The following is a 15,260-nucleotide window of genomic DNA, read 5'->3' on the forward strand; positions in this document are numbered from 1 at the left end:
TCGCCGAACGGAGGATTCCCATGCACGAACACGCGGTCCTCGCCGAGGGCCTGCGCAAGCGGTACGGAGGCAGGCGCGGGAGCACGTACGCCCTCGACGGACTCGACCTCACCGTCCGCCCCGGCACCGTCCACGGACTCCTCGGGCCCAACGGCGCCGGCAAGACCACCGCCGTGCGCGTCCTCGCCACCCTCCTCAGGCACGACGGGGGCCGGGCCGAGGTCGCCGGGCTCGACGTCGCCCGCGACCCTCGAGCCGTCCGCGCCCGGATCGGACTGGCAGGCCAGTACGCCGCCGTCGACGAGGGCCTCACCGGCCGGCAGAACCTGGAGCTCTTCGGCCGCCTCTTCCACCTCGGCGCCCGCCGCGCCCGCGACCGGGCCGCCGACCTGCTCGACCGCTTCGACCTCGCCGAGGCCGCAGACAAGGGCGCGGGAAAGTACAGCGGCGGCATGCGGCGCCGTCTCGACCTGGCCGCCTCGATGATCCTCGCCCCGCGCGTCCTCTTCCTCGACGAACCGACCACAGGGCTCGACCCGCGCGGTCGCGGCGAGGTCTGGCACGCGGTCCGCACCCTGGTCGAGGGCGGTACGACGGTCCTGCTCACCACCCAGTACCTCGACGAGGCCGACCGGCTCGCGTCCAGGATCACGGTCATGGACCGCGGCCGGGCCATCGCCGACGACACCCCCGACGGGCTCAAGAACCGCGTGGGCGGCGACCGGATCGAGGTCGTCACGGCGGAACCAGCCGACCTCGCCGCCGCCCGCGCGATCGTCGCCCGCCTCGCCGACGGCGAACCGGTCGTGGACGCCCACGAACGGCGCGTCCACGCACCCGTCTCCGACCGGGTCACCTCCCTGACCGAGGTGGCCAGGACCCTTCAGGACGAACACATCGCGGTGGACGACATCGGACTGCGCCGCCCCAGCCTCGACGACGTCTTCCTCAGCCTGACCGGCCACGGCACGGACGAGGGCGGTCAGGCCGCGGGCGACGACCGGACCCGTACCCGTACGGACGGAGCAGCCGCATGACGACCACCGACCCGGTCTCCGCCGTCGTGGCCCCCCTCGACCTCACCCCCGACACCCGCCACGGACGCGCCTACTGGGCCGTCGTGGACTGCTGGAACGTGGTCCGCCGCACCCTGCTGAACTACCGCCGCCAGCCCCTCGCGATCCTCTGGGTGCTCGGCTTCCCCATCGTCTCCGTGCTCCTCTACGGATTCGTCTTCGGCAGCGCCATGCGCGTCCCCGGCGGTGGCGACTACCGCGAGTTCCTGATGCCGGGCATGTTCGCCTCGACCATGGCCTTCGGCTTCATGAACACGGCCACCACCGTCGTCATGGACGTCCGCAAGGGGGTCGTCGACCGCTTCCGTTCCATGCCGATGGCTCCGTCCGCAGTCACCACCGGCCGCGGCGTCGCCGACCTCCTCGTCGCCTGCGCCGAGCTCACCATCCTGGCCGCGACCGCCCTCGCCATCGGCTGGACCTCCGACGGCGGCCTCGCCGCGACGGTGCTCGCCTTCGGCCTGCTGCTGCTCCTGCGCTTCGCGCTGATCTGGGTCGGGGTGTGGGCCGGCCTCGTCCTGCCGAACGCCGAGGCCGCGGGCGCCCTGTACGCCGTGATCTTCCCGCTGACGATGGTCTCCAGCGTGTACGTCGCCCCGGCCCTGATGCCCTCGTGGCTGGCGCCGGCCGCCGCGTGGAACCCGATCTCCTCGACGGTCACGGCGACCCGCGAGCTGTTCGGCAACCCCGGGGCGGGCGGCGGCAGCTGGGTGGAGCAGCACGCCGTGCTCATGGCCTTCGTCTGGCCCCTCGCGATCACGGCGGTCTTCCTCCCGCTGGCGGTGCGCCGCTTCCAGCGCCTCAGCCGCTGACTCCCGTGTCGACCGGAGCCGCCGTCGGGTCGAGACTGGAAGGGGACCGGAAAACGCGTGGAGGAACCATGACGGGATTCACTCGCGAGGACACTCCTGTCGCCATGGAGGGCGATGGCGTGGAGGTCCGCCTGAAGGACGTCGGCGGTGGCATGACCCTCGGCTTCATCCACCTCCCCGCAGGGCTGGACATGGCTCCGGCGTTCAAGGGCCTGAAGGACGACCTGTGCCAGTGCCCCCACTGGGGATACCTGCTCAAGGGTCGGCTCAGGATGCGGACCGCTTCGGGAGAGACGATCTACGAAGCCGGCCAGGCGTACTACTGGGAACCCGGCCACGCCCCGGAGGCGCTGGAGGACGTCGACGCCGTGGAGTTCTCGCCGACCGTCGAGTTCAACGAAGTCGTCGACCACGTCAAGGCGCAGATGGGCTGAACCGCTCGGACGGGCGGACCGTGGGAACGGCGAAAGGCCCGGCATCGGTCGTGTCCGATGCCGGGCCTTCCGTACACCCAGGGGTTACAGCTTCTCGATCACGTAGTCGATGCAGGCCGTCAGCGCCCGCACGTCCGCCGGGTCGACCGCCGGGAACATCGCGATCCGCAGCTGGTTGCGGCCCAGCTTGCGGTACGGCTCGGTGTCCACGATGCCGTTGGCGCGCAGCACCTTCGCCACCGCCGCCGCGTCGACTTCCTCGGCGAAGTCGATCGTGCCGATGACCTGCGAGCGCTTGGCCGCGTCCGTGACGAACGGGGTCGCGTACTTGGAGTCCTCGGCCCATCCGTACAGCGCCTGCGAGGACTCCTTCGTCCGGGCCACGGCCCAGTCCAGACCACCCTGGCCGTTGATCCACTTCAGCTGCTCGTTGAGCAGGAAGAGGGTCGACAGCGCCGGGGTGTTGTACGTCTGGTTCTTCAGCGAGTTGTCGATCGCCGTCGGGAGCGAGAAGAACTCGGGGATGTGCCGGCCGGACGCGTGGATCCGCGCGGCGCGCTCCAGGGCGGCCGGCGAGAAGGCCGCCAGCCACAGGCCGCCGTCGGCGGCGAAGGACTTCTGCGGGGCGAAGTAGTAGACGTCCGACTCGGTGATGTCGACCGGGAGGCCGCCCGCGCCGGAGGTCGCGTCGACCAGGACGAGCGCGCCCTCGTCGGCGCCCGCGACCCGCTTGACCGGCGCCGCGACACCCGTGGAGGTCTCGTTGTGCGTGTACGCGTACACGTCGACGCCCGCCTCGGCCTGCGGCTCCGGGTGGGTGCCCGGGTCGGAGGAGATCACGGTCGGCTCGGCCAGCCAGGGGGCCAGCTTCGCGGCCTTCGCGAACTTGGAGGAGAACTCGCCGAAGGTGAGGTGCTGCGACTTCGACTCGATCAGCCCGTGGGTCGCGATGTCCCAGAAGGCGGTCGAACCGCCGTTGCCCAGGATCACCTCGTAGCCCTCGGGCAGCGAGAAGAGGTCACGCACTCCGGCCCGTACCTCGCCGACCAGGCTCTTGACCGGAGCCTGGCGGTGGGACGTGCCGAGGAGAGAGGTGCCGGTGGCGGCCAGGGCGTCCAGCGCCTCCGTACGCACCTTGGAGGGGCCCGCGCCGAAACGGCCGTCGGCGGGCTTGATGTCAGCGGGAATCTGGATCTCAGCCACGAGGCGGAGCGTATCGGGTCGGACCGCACACGGCCGACGATGTCCGCCGGATGAGACGACAGGTGAGACATCCTGACCTCGTGCGAAAACACCACGAGCGGTCCGAGCTGGAGGCGGCGCTGCGCGCGGCCGTGGCAGGAGAGGTCGACTTCGGCATCACGGCGAGGGCGCTGATGACGATGGACGCGTCCAACTACCGCCGGGTCCCGGTGGGTGTGGTCGCGCCCCGGGACGCCGACGACGTGGCGGCGGTGCTGTCCGTCTGCCGTGCGCGCGGGGTGCCGGTCGTCCCCCGGGGCGGCGGCACGTCGATCGCGGGGCAGGCGACCGGGACGGGCGTCGTGCTCGACCTCACCCGTCATATGCGCTCGGTCGTCTTCGTCGACCACGAGGCACGGACCGCCGTCGTCCAGCCGGGTCTGGTCCTTGACCGGCTGCGGGACGCGGTTCGCCCGTACGGGCTGACTTTCGGGCCCGACCCCTCCACGCACAGCCGCTGCACCCTCGGCGGGATGATCGGCAACAACGCCTGCGGCGCGCACTCGGTGGCCTGGGGCACGACCGCCGACAACGTGCTCGCGCTCGACGTCCGTACGTACGGGGGCCAGGCGCTGCGCCCCGGGCCGGGGTGGCAGGGGGCCCCGGCGGGGCTGCGGGAGCTGATCGACCGGAACCTGGCGCTGGTGCGGACCGGGTACCCGGAGGGGCTGCCGCGCCGGATCTCCGGCTACGCGCTCGACGCGCTGCTGCCGGAGCGGGGCGGCGACGTGGCCCGGCTGCTCTGCGGCAGCGAGGGGACGCTGGGGGTGGTGACGGAGGCGACCGTACGGCTCGTGCCGCTGCCCGCCTCACCGGTCCTGGTGGTCCTCGGGTACGCGGACGAGAGCGCGGCGGCCGACGCGGCGGCCGGGCTCCTGCCGTACGGGCCGCTGACGGTCGAGGGAATGGCGGCCGATCTGGTGCGGGGCGCCTCCGGGCTGCCGCGCGGCGGGGCCTGGCTGTTCGTGGAGACGGACGGGGAGGCGGCGGCGCGCGAGCTGGTGCGGGCGGCGGACGCGCTGGACGCCTCGGTGGTGGCCGACGCGGCGGACCGGCGGGCCCTGTGGCGGATCCGGGAGGACGCGGCGGGCACGGCGACCCGGATGCCCGGGGGCGGCGAGGCGTGGCCGGGGTGGGAGGACTGCGCGGTGCCGCCGGCCCGACTGGGGGCGTATCTGCGGGAGTTCCGCGCCCTGCTGGCCGAGCACGGTCTGCGGGGGACGCCGTACGGGCACTTCGGCGACGGCTGCATCCACGTCCGTATCGACTTCGACCTGTACTCGGGCGCGGGCGTGGGCCGCTTCCGGGCGTTCTCGGAGGCGGTGGCGGATCTGGTGGTCGCGCACGGCGGCTCGCTGTCGGGGGAGCACGGGGACGGCCGGGCGCGGGCGGAGCTGCTGCCGAGGATGTACGGCTCCGAGCTGGTCGCGCTGTTCGGCGAGGTCAAGGACGTGTGGGACCCGGACGGCGGGCTGAACCCGGGGATGCTGGTGCGGCCGCTGCCGCTGGACGAGGGCCTGCGTTTCACGGCCCTGCCGGTGGTGGGCCGGGAGGTGGCGCGCTGCGTGGGCGTGGCGAAGTGCCGGGTGGAGGGGCCGACGTCCGGGCCCGAGGTGATGTGCCCCTCGTACCGGGCGACGGGGGAGGAGCGGCATTCGACGCGGGGCCGGGCGCGGCTGCTGCACGAGATGGCACTCGGCGAGGTGATCACGGACGGCTGGCGCTCGGAGGAGGTCAGGGAGGCGCTCGATCTCTGCCTGTCGTGCAAGGGGTGCCGGAGCGACTGTCCGGTGGGCGTGGACATGGCCTCGTACAAGGCGCACTTCCTGGACCGGCACTACGCGGACCGGCGGCGGCCGTGGTCGCACGTCACGATGGGCCGGCTGCCGGAGTGGCTGCGGATGTTCGGCCCGGCCCTGAACCTGGCGCGGATGCTCCCCTCGCGGTTCGCGGGGGTCGCCCCGGAGCGGGAGCTGCCGAAGGTGGCGTCGCGGACGTTCGTCTCCTGGTTCGGCACGCGCCTGGAGACGGCGTCGGACGTGTGGCTCTGGCCGGACACGTTCACCAACCATCTGGCGCCCCGGGTCGGCAAGTCGGCGGTACGGGTCCTGGAGGCGGCCGGGGTGCGGGTGGGGCTGCCGCCGGGGCGGGTGTGCTGCGGGCTGACGTACGTGTCGACGGGGCAGCTGGACCGGGCGCGGGCGACGATGACCAGGACGCTCGACGCGATGGAGGCCGGGCTCGGCCACCCCGTGGTCGTCCTCGAACCGTCCTGTGCGGCGACCCTGCGGACGGACCTCCCGGAACTCCTCCCGGACGACCCGCGCGCCCGGGAACTGGCCGCCTCCGTACGGACCTTCGCCCAGGCCCTGGAGGAGTTCGCCCCCACGTGGGAGCCGCCCCGCCTGGACCACCCGGTCGCCGGCCAGACCCACTGCCACCAGCACGCGGTCCTGGGCGACGGGCCGGACCGGCGGCTGCGCGAACGGATGGGTCTGGTGGGCGAGCTGAGCGGCGGCTGCTGCGGTCTCGCGGGCAACTTCGGCTTCGAGCCGGGCCATCACGAGGTCTCGGTGGCCTGTGCCGAGGACCAGCTCCTCCCGGCGATCCGCGCGGCGGACGACAACGCGGTGATCCTGGCCGACGGCTTCTCCTGCCGCACCCAGCTCGACGCCCTGGCGGGCCGCACCGCCCGGCACATGGCGGAGGTCCTGGCGGAGGCGGTGCGGGATCAGTAACATACATACATGAATGTACGTGAGCAGTCCGGCTCCCCGGCCCCGCGGCGTTCGACGCAGGCCGAGCGGAGGGAGCGCACGCGCAACGCGCTCCTCGAGTCGGCCGCTCGGGGGCTGTCCCGGAACGGGTACAGCAACCTCGTCCTGGAGCAGGTGGCCAGGGACGCCGGCTACACGCGGGGCGCGCTCTACCACCAGTTCAAGGACAAGCAGGACCTCGCTCTCGCCGTGTCCGAGTGGGTCTTCGGGGCCTGGGACCGGGAGGTCGGGCACCACGTCGAGCGGGAGCGGGAACCGCTCGCGGCGCTGCTGACGCTCGCGCGCGCCCACACCGTCTTCTGCCGGCGCGACATCGCGCGCGTGGCGGTGGCGCTGCGTCTGGAGTTCTCCGGGCAGGACCACCCGATCGGGCACCTGGTGGAGACGGGGTACCGCCGGCTCGTCGACCTCTGCACCGAATACGTCGCGGCCGGGCGCGCGACGGGATCCATCCCCGACGGTCCGCCGGCCGGGGATGTCGCGCTGGCCTACATCGGCGCGCTCGAAGGAACCTCGATCGCCCTCGCCGGCCGCGTCCCCGACGACACGTCGCTCGTCGCCGCCGCGGTCGCGGGCGCCCTCGGACTCGACCCCCGCACGACGGCGGGCGCCCCCGGCCCCGACCCCCGCACGACGGCGGGCGCCCCCGGCCCCGACCCCCGCACGACGGCGGGCGTCCTCGGCCCCGACCCCCGCACGACGCATTCCTCTGTACGGAACGAACCGCAGGAGGCACAGGATGGAACTCCCCGACTCGGCGCACACGTCCCGCCCGTGGCGGATCCACGAGATCACGCCTGACTTCCGCCTCTACGACGTCTGGGCGCTGCCCACGCCCGGCGGCCCCGACGATTTCCCGCGCCTGGTACGGAACTTCGCCGGCGGGGACACGGGTGACAACTCCTCCTGGATCGCGCGCACGCTCTTCGCGATCCGCTGGAGGCTCGGCAGGCTGCTCGGCTGGGACGACAGGGACGAGGGGCTCGGCTCCCGGGTGCCGACCCTGCGCGACAGGCTGCCGCAGGACCTGCGCGACGGCCCGACGGGACCGGAGTTCGAGCGGCTGCCCTTCACGCCCCTCTACCTTCGGGACGACGAGTGGGCGGCGGAGATGGCCAACCGGACCGTGCACGGAGTGCTGCACCTGAGCTGGGTCCCCGACGGCGCGGGCGGCCACCGCGGCCAGATGGCCGTCCTGGTGAAGCCCAACGGCCTTTTCGGCAAGGCCTACATGGCCGCGATCGCCCCCTTCCGGCACCTGATCGTGTACCCGCCGCTGATGCGCGACATCGGCCGCGAGTGGCGCGAGTCCGCCCCACGGGGGTGAGGGCGGCCGGTCACCGCCTGGCCGGCGGTCCGGGCGCCGCGTCCGTCCTGGTGAACGCGCGGCGGTAGGTGCGCGGTGGTACGCCCCGGCGGCGGACGAACTGTTCCCGCAGGACCGCCGCGCTGCCGTACCCGACCAGCCGGGCGATCTCCTCGACCGGGAGGTCCGTCGTCTCCAGGAGCTCCTCCGCCCGGCCGAGCCGCAGGCCGAGGAGCCAGGCATGGGGCGTCGTCCCGGTCGCGGCGGCGAAGCGGCGGGAGAAGGAGCGGCGGCTCATCAGGGCGCGGCGGGCCAGTTCGGCCACCGGCAGCGGCTCGTGGAGGTGTTCGCGCGCCCAGGCGAGGACACCGGCAAGCCGCTCGTCCTCGCAGTTCTCGGGGACGGGAGCGGTGACGTACTGCGCCTGGCCGCCGTCGCGGTGGGGCGGGAGGACGAGGTCGCGGGCGACGGTGTTCGCGGCGGCGGATCCGTACTCGCGGCGCAGCAGATGGAGGCAGAGGTCGAAGCCGGCCGCGGCGCCCGCGCCGGTGAGGATCCGGCCCTCGTCGACGTACAGGGCGTCCCGCTCGACGGTGACGGACGGGTGGCGGCGCGCGAGCAGGTCGGCGAACCGCCAGTGGGTGGTGGCCCGCAGCCCGTCGAGCAGCCCGGCGGCGGCGAGCGCGAACGCCCCGACGCAGTGCGCCCCGACGAGACCGCCGCGCGCGTGGGCGGCCCTGAGCGCGTCGAGCACGGGAGCGGGCGGCGGGGTGCGGAAGTCGGCCCAGGGGAGGGCGAGTACGAGATCGGCGGCGGCGAGGCGGTCGAGGCCGTGGGTGACGGCGAGCGGCACGCCGAGGTCGGTGGTGACCGTCCCCGGCCGGTCGGAGCAGAGTGCGAAGTCGAAGCGGGGCAGGCCCTCGGGGGGTGCGCCGAAGACCTCGGAGACGAGCCCGACGGCGAGCATGCCGACGCGCGGCGGGGCGTAGGCGGCGACGCTGAGGAAGGGCGGCATGCGGGGGAGTCTGGCACGCGGCTGGCACAAAACCTGCGATGGGTGGCAGCACGGCCACTCGTCGACGGCCTCCGGCCCGGCGAAGCTTGCGGACATGACAGACGAGCCGCGTGCCAACACCGCCACCTACACCGTCCTGACCACCGGTTACACCACGTCCACGGGCCCTGGCGTCGCCGCCACCGTCTCGTACGTGACCGATGGCGACCGCCATGTGATCGTCGACCCGGGCATGGTCGCGAGCCGCGACCGCATCCTCGGTCCGCTGGCCGAACTGGGCCTGGGGCCGGACGACATCACCGACGTCGTGCTCAGCCATCACCACCCCGACAACACCATGAACGTGGGCCTGTTCGGCCGGGCGCGCGTCCACGACCACAAGGCCGAGTACCTGAACGACCAGTGGACCGACCGGGACGCCGAGGGCCACGAACTCACCCCGTCCCTGCGTCTGATCCGCACCCCCGGCCACAGCCCGGAGGACATCACGCTGCTCGCCGGCACGGCCGAGGGCGTCGTCGCCTTCGTCGGCGACCTCTGGTGGCGCCCGGACGGCCCGGCGGAGGACCCGGTGGCTCCCGACCGCGACGGACTGCGCACCTCACGCCGCCGCGTCCTCGCGGCCTCCGCCGTCATCGTCCCGGGCCACGGCCACCCCTTCCCCGCGGGCCCGGACGCGGTCCTCTGACCGGCCGCCCCCACGGTCCCGCTCAGGCGCCCTGGGCGATCTCCCTGGCCAGCGCGACCAGGAGGTGGGTGGACGGGTGGGGGGAGGCGTCGCGCCAGGCCAGGAGGACGTGGACCGGCGGGGCGTCCGGGAGGGGGCGGTAGGTGACGCCCGGGTGGGGGTGCATCGCCGCCGTCGACGCGGAGGAGACGCCGACCCCGCGGCCCGCCGCGATCGCCGTGAGCCAGTCGTCGGTGTTGCCGACCGTCAGGGTGGCGGCCGGGCGGTGTGGCGCGGGCCAGAGGGCGGGGGTCGTCGTGCCGGAGACCGTGTTGAGGACGACCGTCTCGTCCGCCAGGTCCGCGAGCGTCAGGGTCGTACGGGACGCCAGCGCGCTGTCCGTCGCCACCGCGGCCACCCGGTGCTCGGTCGCCAGCTCCTCCGTCGCCAGGCCCGGCGCGTCCACCGGCCCCCGGAGCAGCGCCGCGTCCACCTCGCCGCGGGCCAGGCCCGCCGTGCGGTCGTCGACGCGGAGGAGCTCCAGCGGGGTCTCGGGGTGCTCGCGCTGCCAGCGCCGCAGCAGCGGCGTGGTGTACGGACCGAACGCCGACCAGGCGTGCCCGAGCCGCAGCGGCCGGTGGCGCAGCCTCTCCGGGTCGAGGGCCGCGTCGAACGCCGCGACCGCCGCCGCCGCGCGGTCGTGGAAGGCGCGCCCCTCGGCGGTGAGCGCCAGGTGGTGTGTGGAGCGGTCGACGAGCCGGACGCCGAGGTGTTTCTCCAGCGCGGCGAGCGTGCGGGAGACCGCGGGCTGGGTGAGGTGGAGCCGGGCGGCCGCTCTGGTCACGTTGCCCTCCTCCGCGATGGCGAGGAAGCAGCGGAGATGACGCAGCTCGATGCTCATGCATCCGGAGCATAACCGCAGCCCAATCGGCATTTCACATGCCACGCGGACGCTCGTAGCGTGAAGGGCGGAACCCACTTGACGAGTCCATTATTCTGGACTTGAAGGTCCAATCTGATGAACCAGGCAGGGAGTGAGCCGGTGGACAGCCCGGTCAAGGACATCGCCGCAGGCTCGGCGCCGGCGGCGGCTGCGGGGGCGGCACCGGCGGCGGCGCCCGCTTCGGGTCCGGCGCCGGCGGCGGGTTCCGCGCAGGGGCTCGCGCCGGGTGCCGCGCCCGCCGCCGCGCCCGCCTCCACTCGTGCCGCTCGCCTCGGGCCCGTCGCGCTCGTCGTCGCCGGCGGGCTCTCCGTGCAGTTCGGGTCGGCCGTCGCCGTCATGCTCATGCCCCGCGCCGGCGCCCTCGGCGTCGTCACGCTGCGGCTCGTCCTCGCCGCCCTCGTCCTGCTGATCGTCTGCCGCCCCAAGGTGCGCGGCTACGGTCGCGCCGACTGGGGCACGGTCGTCGCCTTCGGCACCGCCATGGCGGGCATGAACATCCTCTTCTACCAGGCCGCGGACCGGATCCCGCTCGGCGCCGCCGTGACCCTGGAGGTCCTCGGCCCGCTCGTCCTCTCCGTGATCGCCTCGCGCCGGCTGATGAACCTGCTCTGGGCCGGGCTCGCCCTCGGCGGCGTCGTCCTGCTCAGCGGCGGCGGCTTCGACCGGCTGGACCCGGTCGGCGCGGCCTTCGCGCTCGCGGCGGGCGCGATGTGGGCGACGTACATCGTCTTCAGCGCCCGCACCGGCCGCCGCTTCCCGCAGGCGGACGGGCTGGCGCTGGCGATGGCGTTCGGCGCGGTCCTGAGCCTGCCGTTCGGCATCGTCGAGGCGGGCGACAAGCTCCTCGTCCCCTCCACGATCGGCCTCGGCCTCGCTGTCGCGCTGATGTCCTCCGTCCTCCCCTACACCCTCGAACTCCTCGCGCTGCGCCGCCTCCCCGCCCCCACCTTCGCGATCCTGATGAGCCTGGAACCGGCCATCGCGGCGGGCGCCGGCTTCCTCGTCCTGAGCCAGGCGCTCTCCCTGACCGACGCGCTCGCGATCGCCCTGGTCATCGCGGCGAGCATGGGCGCCGTCCGTACCCAGATGAAGCGCGCCGCCGCCCTGCCGCCGCAGGCCTAGGGTCCAGGCCCGGGACTCCATGTCCTGGGGGTGTCTCGCCGGTCATGCCGGGCTCGCGGAGCCTGATCGGCGAGACGCCCCCTAGGGCACGTACTGCTCCGCGTACTCCCCGGTCGGCGGGGTCGGGGTGATCACGTCGACGAGCACCCCGTCCGGGGCCCCGACGATGAAGTGCCGCTGCCCGAACTCCTCCGTGCGCAGCGGCAGCAGTTCGGGCAGGCCCGCCTCGCCGACCAGTCGGCGGTGTTCCGCGTCGACGTCCTGCACCTCGAAGTTGAGCAGCAGGCCGCCCCGGGTGGGCGTGCGGTATCCCTCGGGGAGGGTCGGGTGAGTGTGGTCGAGCAGCGCGAGTTCGTAGTGCGGGGCGTCGGGGCGGCGCAGGCTCACGTACCAGTCGGCCTCGAAGGTCGTCGTGAAGCCGAGGTGGCGGGTGTAGAAGTCGCGTGCGGCGGCGACGTCGCGGGTGCAGATCACGGGATAGAAGCTGTCGAGCCCGGTCCTCATGGCATGACTCCTCTGCGCGTGTGTCCATTTCACATACCCAGAGTATGTGAATCGTACGGTTAGCATACCCGGGGTATGTGAAACGGGAAGGGCGGTACGGAGTGATGGCGGACGCGCGGGCGGCGGGCAGCCGGGCGGAGCAGCGGGCGGCGACCCGGCGGGCGCTGCTGGCCGAAGGGCGGCGACGGTTCGCCGAGGACGGCTACCACGGCGTGGTCCTCGCCGAAGTGGCCCAGGCCGTCGGGGTCACCAAGGGCGCCGCCTACCACCACTTCGAGAGCAAGGCCGGGCTCTTCCGGGCCGTCGTCGCCGAGGTCCAGCGGGAGCTGGGTGAGCGGGTCGCGGCCGCCGCGGAGGAGCGGGACGATCCCTGGGAGCAGCTGCGCGCCGGCTGCCGGGCCTTCCTGGCCGCCGGTTCCGACCCCGCCGTACGGCGGATCGTGCTGGTCGACGCGCCGACGGTGCTGGGGTGGGAGGAGTGGCGGGCCCTGGACGAGGAGTCCTCCGCCCGGCACCTGACCGAGGCCCTGACCGCCCTGGTCGAGGCCGGGATCATCGCCCGGCAGCCCGTCGAGCCCTTGGCGCGCCTGCTGTCGGGTGCGATGAACGAGGCCGCCCTCTGGCTGGCCCGGAGCGGTACGCCCGAGTCGCTCGACCTCACGGTGAGCGCGCTGGACGGCCTCCTGGCCGGGATCCGCGGCCCGGGGGCGTGACGCGCGCCGCGCCGCCCCGAGGACCCCGGCGCGCCGCCAAGCGCCCCCGTCGCACCGAGAGTCGGCCGAAAAAGTAAAGCAAGCACGCTTGATTGTTTCTCGCGCCGCTGCCATGCTCCTCGGCACACGCCCGTGTCCCGAGGGGAGCGAACCGTGTCCGACCCTGTCGTCGTACTCGACGATCTGCGCAGTGAGAGCGAGGACGTCGACCGGCTCGTACGGGAGCTGAGCGACGACGGATGGGCCGCGCCCACCCCCGCCGCCGGCTGGACCGTCGCCCATCAGATCGCCCACCTCGCCTGGACCGACCGGGCCGCCCTGCTCGCCGTCACCGACCCCGAGGGGTTCGGCGCCGAGGCCGAGAAGGCGCTCGCCGCGCCCGATACGTTCGTCGACGAGGGAGCGGAGACGGGGGCCGCGCTGCCGCCCGCCGAACTCCTCGGGCGGTGGCGCGTCGGACGCGAGCGGCTGCAGATGGCCCTGCGCACCGCCCCGCCCGGCGCCCGCTTCCCCTGGTACGGGCCGCCCATGAGCGCCCCCTCGATGGGCACCGCCCGGCTCATGGAGACCTGGGCGCACGGCCAGGACATCGCCGACGCCCTCGGCGTCGTCCGCGAGCCGACCGCCCGGCTGCGCCACGTCGCCTGGATCGGCGTCCGGGCCCGCGACTACGCCTATCTCGTCCGCGGGATCACCCCGCCCGCCGAGCCGTTCCGGGTCGAACTGGCCGCCCCCGACGGCCAGGAGTGGGCGTACGGACCCGAAGACGCCGCTCAGCGGATCACCGGCCCGGCCCTCGACTTCTGCCTCCTCGTCACCCAGCGCGTCCACCTCGACGACACCGCGCTCGACGCCGAGGGCGCCGACGCCGCGCACTGGCTCACCGTCGCCCAGGCCTTCGCCGGCCCTGCCGGGACCGGCCGCGCACCGCAGGGGGCGTAGGTGGACCTCCTGCGCATCGGCAACGCCTCCGGCTTCTACGGCGACCGCTTCGACGCCGTCCGCGAGATGCTCACCGGCGGCGAACCGGGCTCCCTCGACGTCCTCACCGGCGACTACCTCGCCGAACTGACCATGCTCATCCTCGGCCGGGACCTCCTGAAGGACCCGAAGGCCGGGTACGCCAAGACCTTTCTGCGCCAGATGGAGGAGGGCCTCGGCCTCGCCCACGAGCGCGGCGTCCGGATCGTCACCAACGCGGGCGGCCTCAACCCCGCCGGTCTCGCCGAGGCCCTCGACGCGCTCGCCGCCCGGCTCGGCCTGCCCACCCGGGTCGCGTACGTCGAGGGCGACCGGCTGCCGCCCCGGGACGGAGTCCTGACCGCCAACGCCTACCTCGGCGGCGCCGGGATCGCCGCCTGCCTGACCGCCGGCGCCGACGTGGTCGTCACCGGCCGCGTCACCGACGCCGCCCTCGTCACCGGCCCCGCACAGTGGCGCTTCGGCTGGGGCGCGCAGGAGTACGACAAGCTGGCCGGCGCCGTCGTCGCCGGACACGTCCTGGAGTGCGGCACCCAGGCCACCGGCGGCAACTACGCCTTCTTCACCGCCCACGACCGGCGCGCGATGCGCCGCCCCGGCTTCCCGGTCGCCGAACTCCACGCCGACGGCAGCGCCGTCATCACCAAGCACCCCGGCACCGGCGGCGTCGTCGACCTCGGCACCGTCACCGCGCAGCTCCTGTACGAGACGTCCGGCGCCCGCTACGCCGGTCCCGACGTGACCGCCCGGCTCGACACCGTACGGCTCACCCAGGACGGGCCGGACCGGGTGCGGATCGACGGCGTACGGGGCGAGGCCCCGCCACCCACCCTCAAGGCCGGGCTCACCCGGATCGGCGGCCACCGCAACGAGGTCGTCTTCGTCCTCACCGGACTCGACATCGACGCCAAGGCCCAACTCCTCAGGGAGCAGGTCGAGAACGCCTTCGAGCACTCCAGGTCCCGCCCCGCCGAGGTCCGTTGGGAGCTCGCCCGGACGGACCGGGCGGACGCCGACACCGAGGAGACCGCGAGCGCGCTCCTCCGGCTCGTCGTCCGCGACCCCGCGCCCGAGCCCGTCGGCCGCGCCCTCAGCGGCGCCGCGATCGAACTCGCCCTCGCGAGCTATCCCGGCTTCCACGTCACCGCCCCACCCGGCAGGGGCGCGCCCTACGGCGTCTTCGAGGCCGTGTACGTCCCCGCCGCCGACGTCCCGCACACGGCCGTCCTGCCCGACGGGAGCCGCGTCGGCCTGCCCGTGCCCGACCGGACGCGCGAGCTGGAGCCGGTCGACGAGCCACCGCTGCCGGAGCCGCCCCCGCAGGGGCCGACGCGGCGCGTGCCCCTCGGCCGCGTCGCCGGGGCCCGCAGTGGCGACAAGGGCGGCGACGCGAACATCGGCGTCTGGGTCCGGACCGAAGCCGGGTGGCGCTGGCTCGTCCACACGCTCACGGTCGAACGGTTCAAGCGGCTCCTCCCGGAGACCGCCGGCCTGGACGTCGTACGGCACGTCCTGCCGAACCTGCGCGCCGTGAACTTCGTCGTGACCGGGATCCTCGGCGAGGGCGTCGCCTCCCAGGCCCGCTTCGACCCGCAGGCGAAGGCCCTCGGCGAATGGCTGCGCGCCCGCGAACTCGACGTACCGGAGGAACTCCTGTGACCGCCCCGG

15 protein-coding genes are annotated in these 15,260 nt (G+C 74.0%); 11 read left to right on the forward strand and 4 right to left on the reverse strand.

The genetic code is table 11. From position 1 onward, the window contains the following. Positions 1 to 20 precede the first annotated feature (20 nt). From ACF1G2_RS25090 to ACF1G2_RS25100, 3 genes are all read left to right on the forward strand, one after another. A complete protein-coding gene (locus ACF1G2_RS25090; protein WP_391800407.1) occupies positions 21 to 1,037 on the forward strand; it encodes an ATP-binding cassette domain-containing protein in 1,017 nt (338 codons plus the stop codon). Continuing rightward, positions 1,034 to 1,888 (forward strand): ABC transporter permease, encoded by an 855-nt coding sequence (locus ACF1G2_RS25095; protein WP_391800408.1) that lies wholly within the window; start codon positions 1,034 to 1,036, stop codon positions 1,886 to 1,888. The genes ACF1G2_RS25090 and ACF1G2_RS25095 overlap by 4 nt, the downstream gene beginning before the upstream one ends. Before the next feature lie 68 nt (positions 1,889 to 1,956). Beyond that, positions 1,957 to 2,322 carry a hypothetical protein gene (locus ACF1G2_RS25100; protein ID WP_391800409.1) on the forward strand — a complete coding sequence of 122 codons (366 nt, stop codon included), beginning with the start codon at positions 1,957 to 1,959 and terminating at the stop codon, positions 2,320 to 2,322. 84 nt (positions 2,323 to 2,406) lie between these two features. On the opposite strand, the gene serC is transcribed toward ACF1G2_RS25100, so the two are convergent. Continuing rightward, positions 2,407 to 3,525 (reverse strand): phosphoserine transaminase, encoded by a 1,119-nt coding sequence (gene serC / locus ACF1G2_RS25105; RefSeq protein ID WP_391800410.1) that lies wholly within the window; start codon positions 3,523 to 3,525, stop codon positions 2,407 to 2,409. A gap of 50 nt (positions 3,526 to 3,575) precedes the next feature. On the opposite strand from serC, the gene ACF1G2_RS25110 reads away from it, so the two are divergent. The 3 genes from ACF1G2_RS25110 to ACF1G2_RS25120 are packed head-to-tail and all read left to right on the forward strand — an operon-like array spanning position 3,576 to position 7,668. Further along, a complete protein-coding gene (locus ACF1G2_RS25110; RefSeq protein ID WP_391800411.1) occupies positions 3,576 to 6,302 on the forward strand; it encodes an FAD-binding and (Fe-S)-binding domain-containing protein in 2,727 nt (908 codons plus the stop codon). 9 nt (positions 6,303 to 6,311) lie between these two features. Beyond that, complete coding sequence (locus tag ACF1G2_RS25115; RefSeq protein ID WP_391800412.1) at positions 6,312 to 7,142, forward strand: TetR/AcrR family transcriptional regulator; 831 nt, start codon at positions 6,312 to 6,314, stop codon at positions 7,140 to 7,142. Continuing rightward, positions 7,081 to 7,668, forward strand: a complete 588-nt coding sequence (locus ACF1G2_RS25120; RefSeq protein WP_391800413.1) for a DUF2867 domain-containing protein — start codon at positions 7,081 to 7,083, stop codon at positions 7,666 to 7,668. Before ACF1G2_RS25115 ends, ACF1G2_RS25120 begins: the two co-directional genes overlap by 62 nt. Positions 7,669 to 7,678: 10 nt before the next feature. Here the strand turns inward: ACF1G2_RS25120 and ACF1G2_RS25125 are convergent, their stop codons facing one another. After that, positions 7,679 to 8,662 carry a GlxA family transcriptional regulator gene (locus ACF1G2_RS25125; RefSeq protein ID WP_391800414.1) on the reverse strand — a complete coding sequence of 328 codons (984 nt, stop codon included), beginning with the start codon at positions 8,660 to 8,662 and terminating at the stop codon, positions 7,679 to 7,681. Between the two features lie 94 nt (positions 8,663 to 8,756). Here ACF1G2_RS25125 and ACF1G2_RS25130 point away from each other — a divergent pair, with 94 nt between their 5' ends. Beyond that, positions 8,757 to 9,350: an MBL fold metallo-hydrolase gene (locus ACF1G2_RS25130; RefSeq protein ID WP_391800415.1), complete on the forward strand. Its 594-nt coding sequence runs from the start codon at positions 8,757 to 8,759 to the stop codon at positions 9,348 to 9,350. 22 nt (positions 9,351 to 9,372) lie between these two features. Here ACF1G2_RS25130 and ACF1G2_RS25135 read toward each other — a convergent pair whose 3' ends face one another. Further along, entirely contained in the window at positions 9,373 to 10,230 is an 858-nt protein-coding gene (locus tag ACF1G2_RS25135) for a LysR family transcriptional regulator (RefSeq protein WP_391800416.1), read from the reverse strand. Positions 10,231 to 10,347: 117 nt separating this feature from the next. On the opposite strand from ACF1G2_RS25135, the gene ACF1G2_RS25140 reads away from it, so the two are divergent. Continuing rightward, positions 10,348 to 11,394 (forward strand): DMT family transporter, encoded by a 1,047-nt coding sequence (locus ACF1G2_RS25140; RefSeq protein ID WP_391800417.1) that lies wholly within the window; start codon positions 10,348 to 10,350, stop codon positions 11,392 to 11,394. Positions 11,395 to 11,475: 81 nt separating this feature from the next. Here the strand turns inward: ACF1G2_RS25140 and ACF1G2_RS25145 are convergent, their stop codons facing one another. After that, complete coding sequence (locus tag ACF1G2_RS25145; RefSeq protein WP_391800418.1) at positions 11,476 to 11,898, reverse strand: VOC family protein; 423 nt, start codon at positions 11,896 to 11,898, stop codon at positions 11,476 to 11,478. A gap of 104 nt (positions 11,899 to 12,002) precedes the next feature. On the opposite strand from ACF1G2_RS25145, the gene ACF1G2_RS25150 reads away from it, so the two are divergent. From ACF1G2_RS25150 to ACF1G2_RS25160, 3 genes are all read left to right on the forward strand, one after another. After that, positions 12,003 to 12,611 (forward strand): TetR/AcrR family transcriptional regulator, encoded by a 609-nt coding sequence (locus ACF1G2_RS25150; RefSeq protein WP_391800532.1) that lies wholly within the window; start codon positions 12,003 to 12,005, stop codon positions 12,609 to 12,611. A 153-nt stretch (positions 12,612 to 12,764) separates the two neighbouring features. Further along, positions 12,765 to 13,553 (forward strand): TIGR03084 family metal-binding protein, encoded by a 789-nt coding sequence (locus ACF1G2_RS25155; protein WP_391800419.1) that lies wholly within the window; start codon positions 12,765 to 12,767, stop codon positions 13,551 to 13,553. Further along, positions 13,554 to 15,251 carry an acyclic terpene utilization AtuA family protein gene (locus ACF1G2_RS25160; protein ID WP_391800420.1) on the forward strand — a complete coding sequence of 566 codons (1,698 nt, stop codon included), beginning with the start codon at positions 13,554 to 13,556 and terminating at the stop codon, positions 15,249 to 15,251. Positions 15,252 to 15,260 lie beyond the last annotated feature (9 nt).

It is taken from the genome of Streptomyces sp. NPDC013457, assembly GCF_043089925.1.
Lineage (GTDB): Bacteria > Actinomycetota > Actinomycetes > Streptomycetales > Streptomycetaceae > Streptomyces.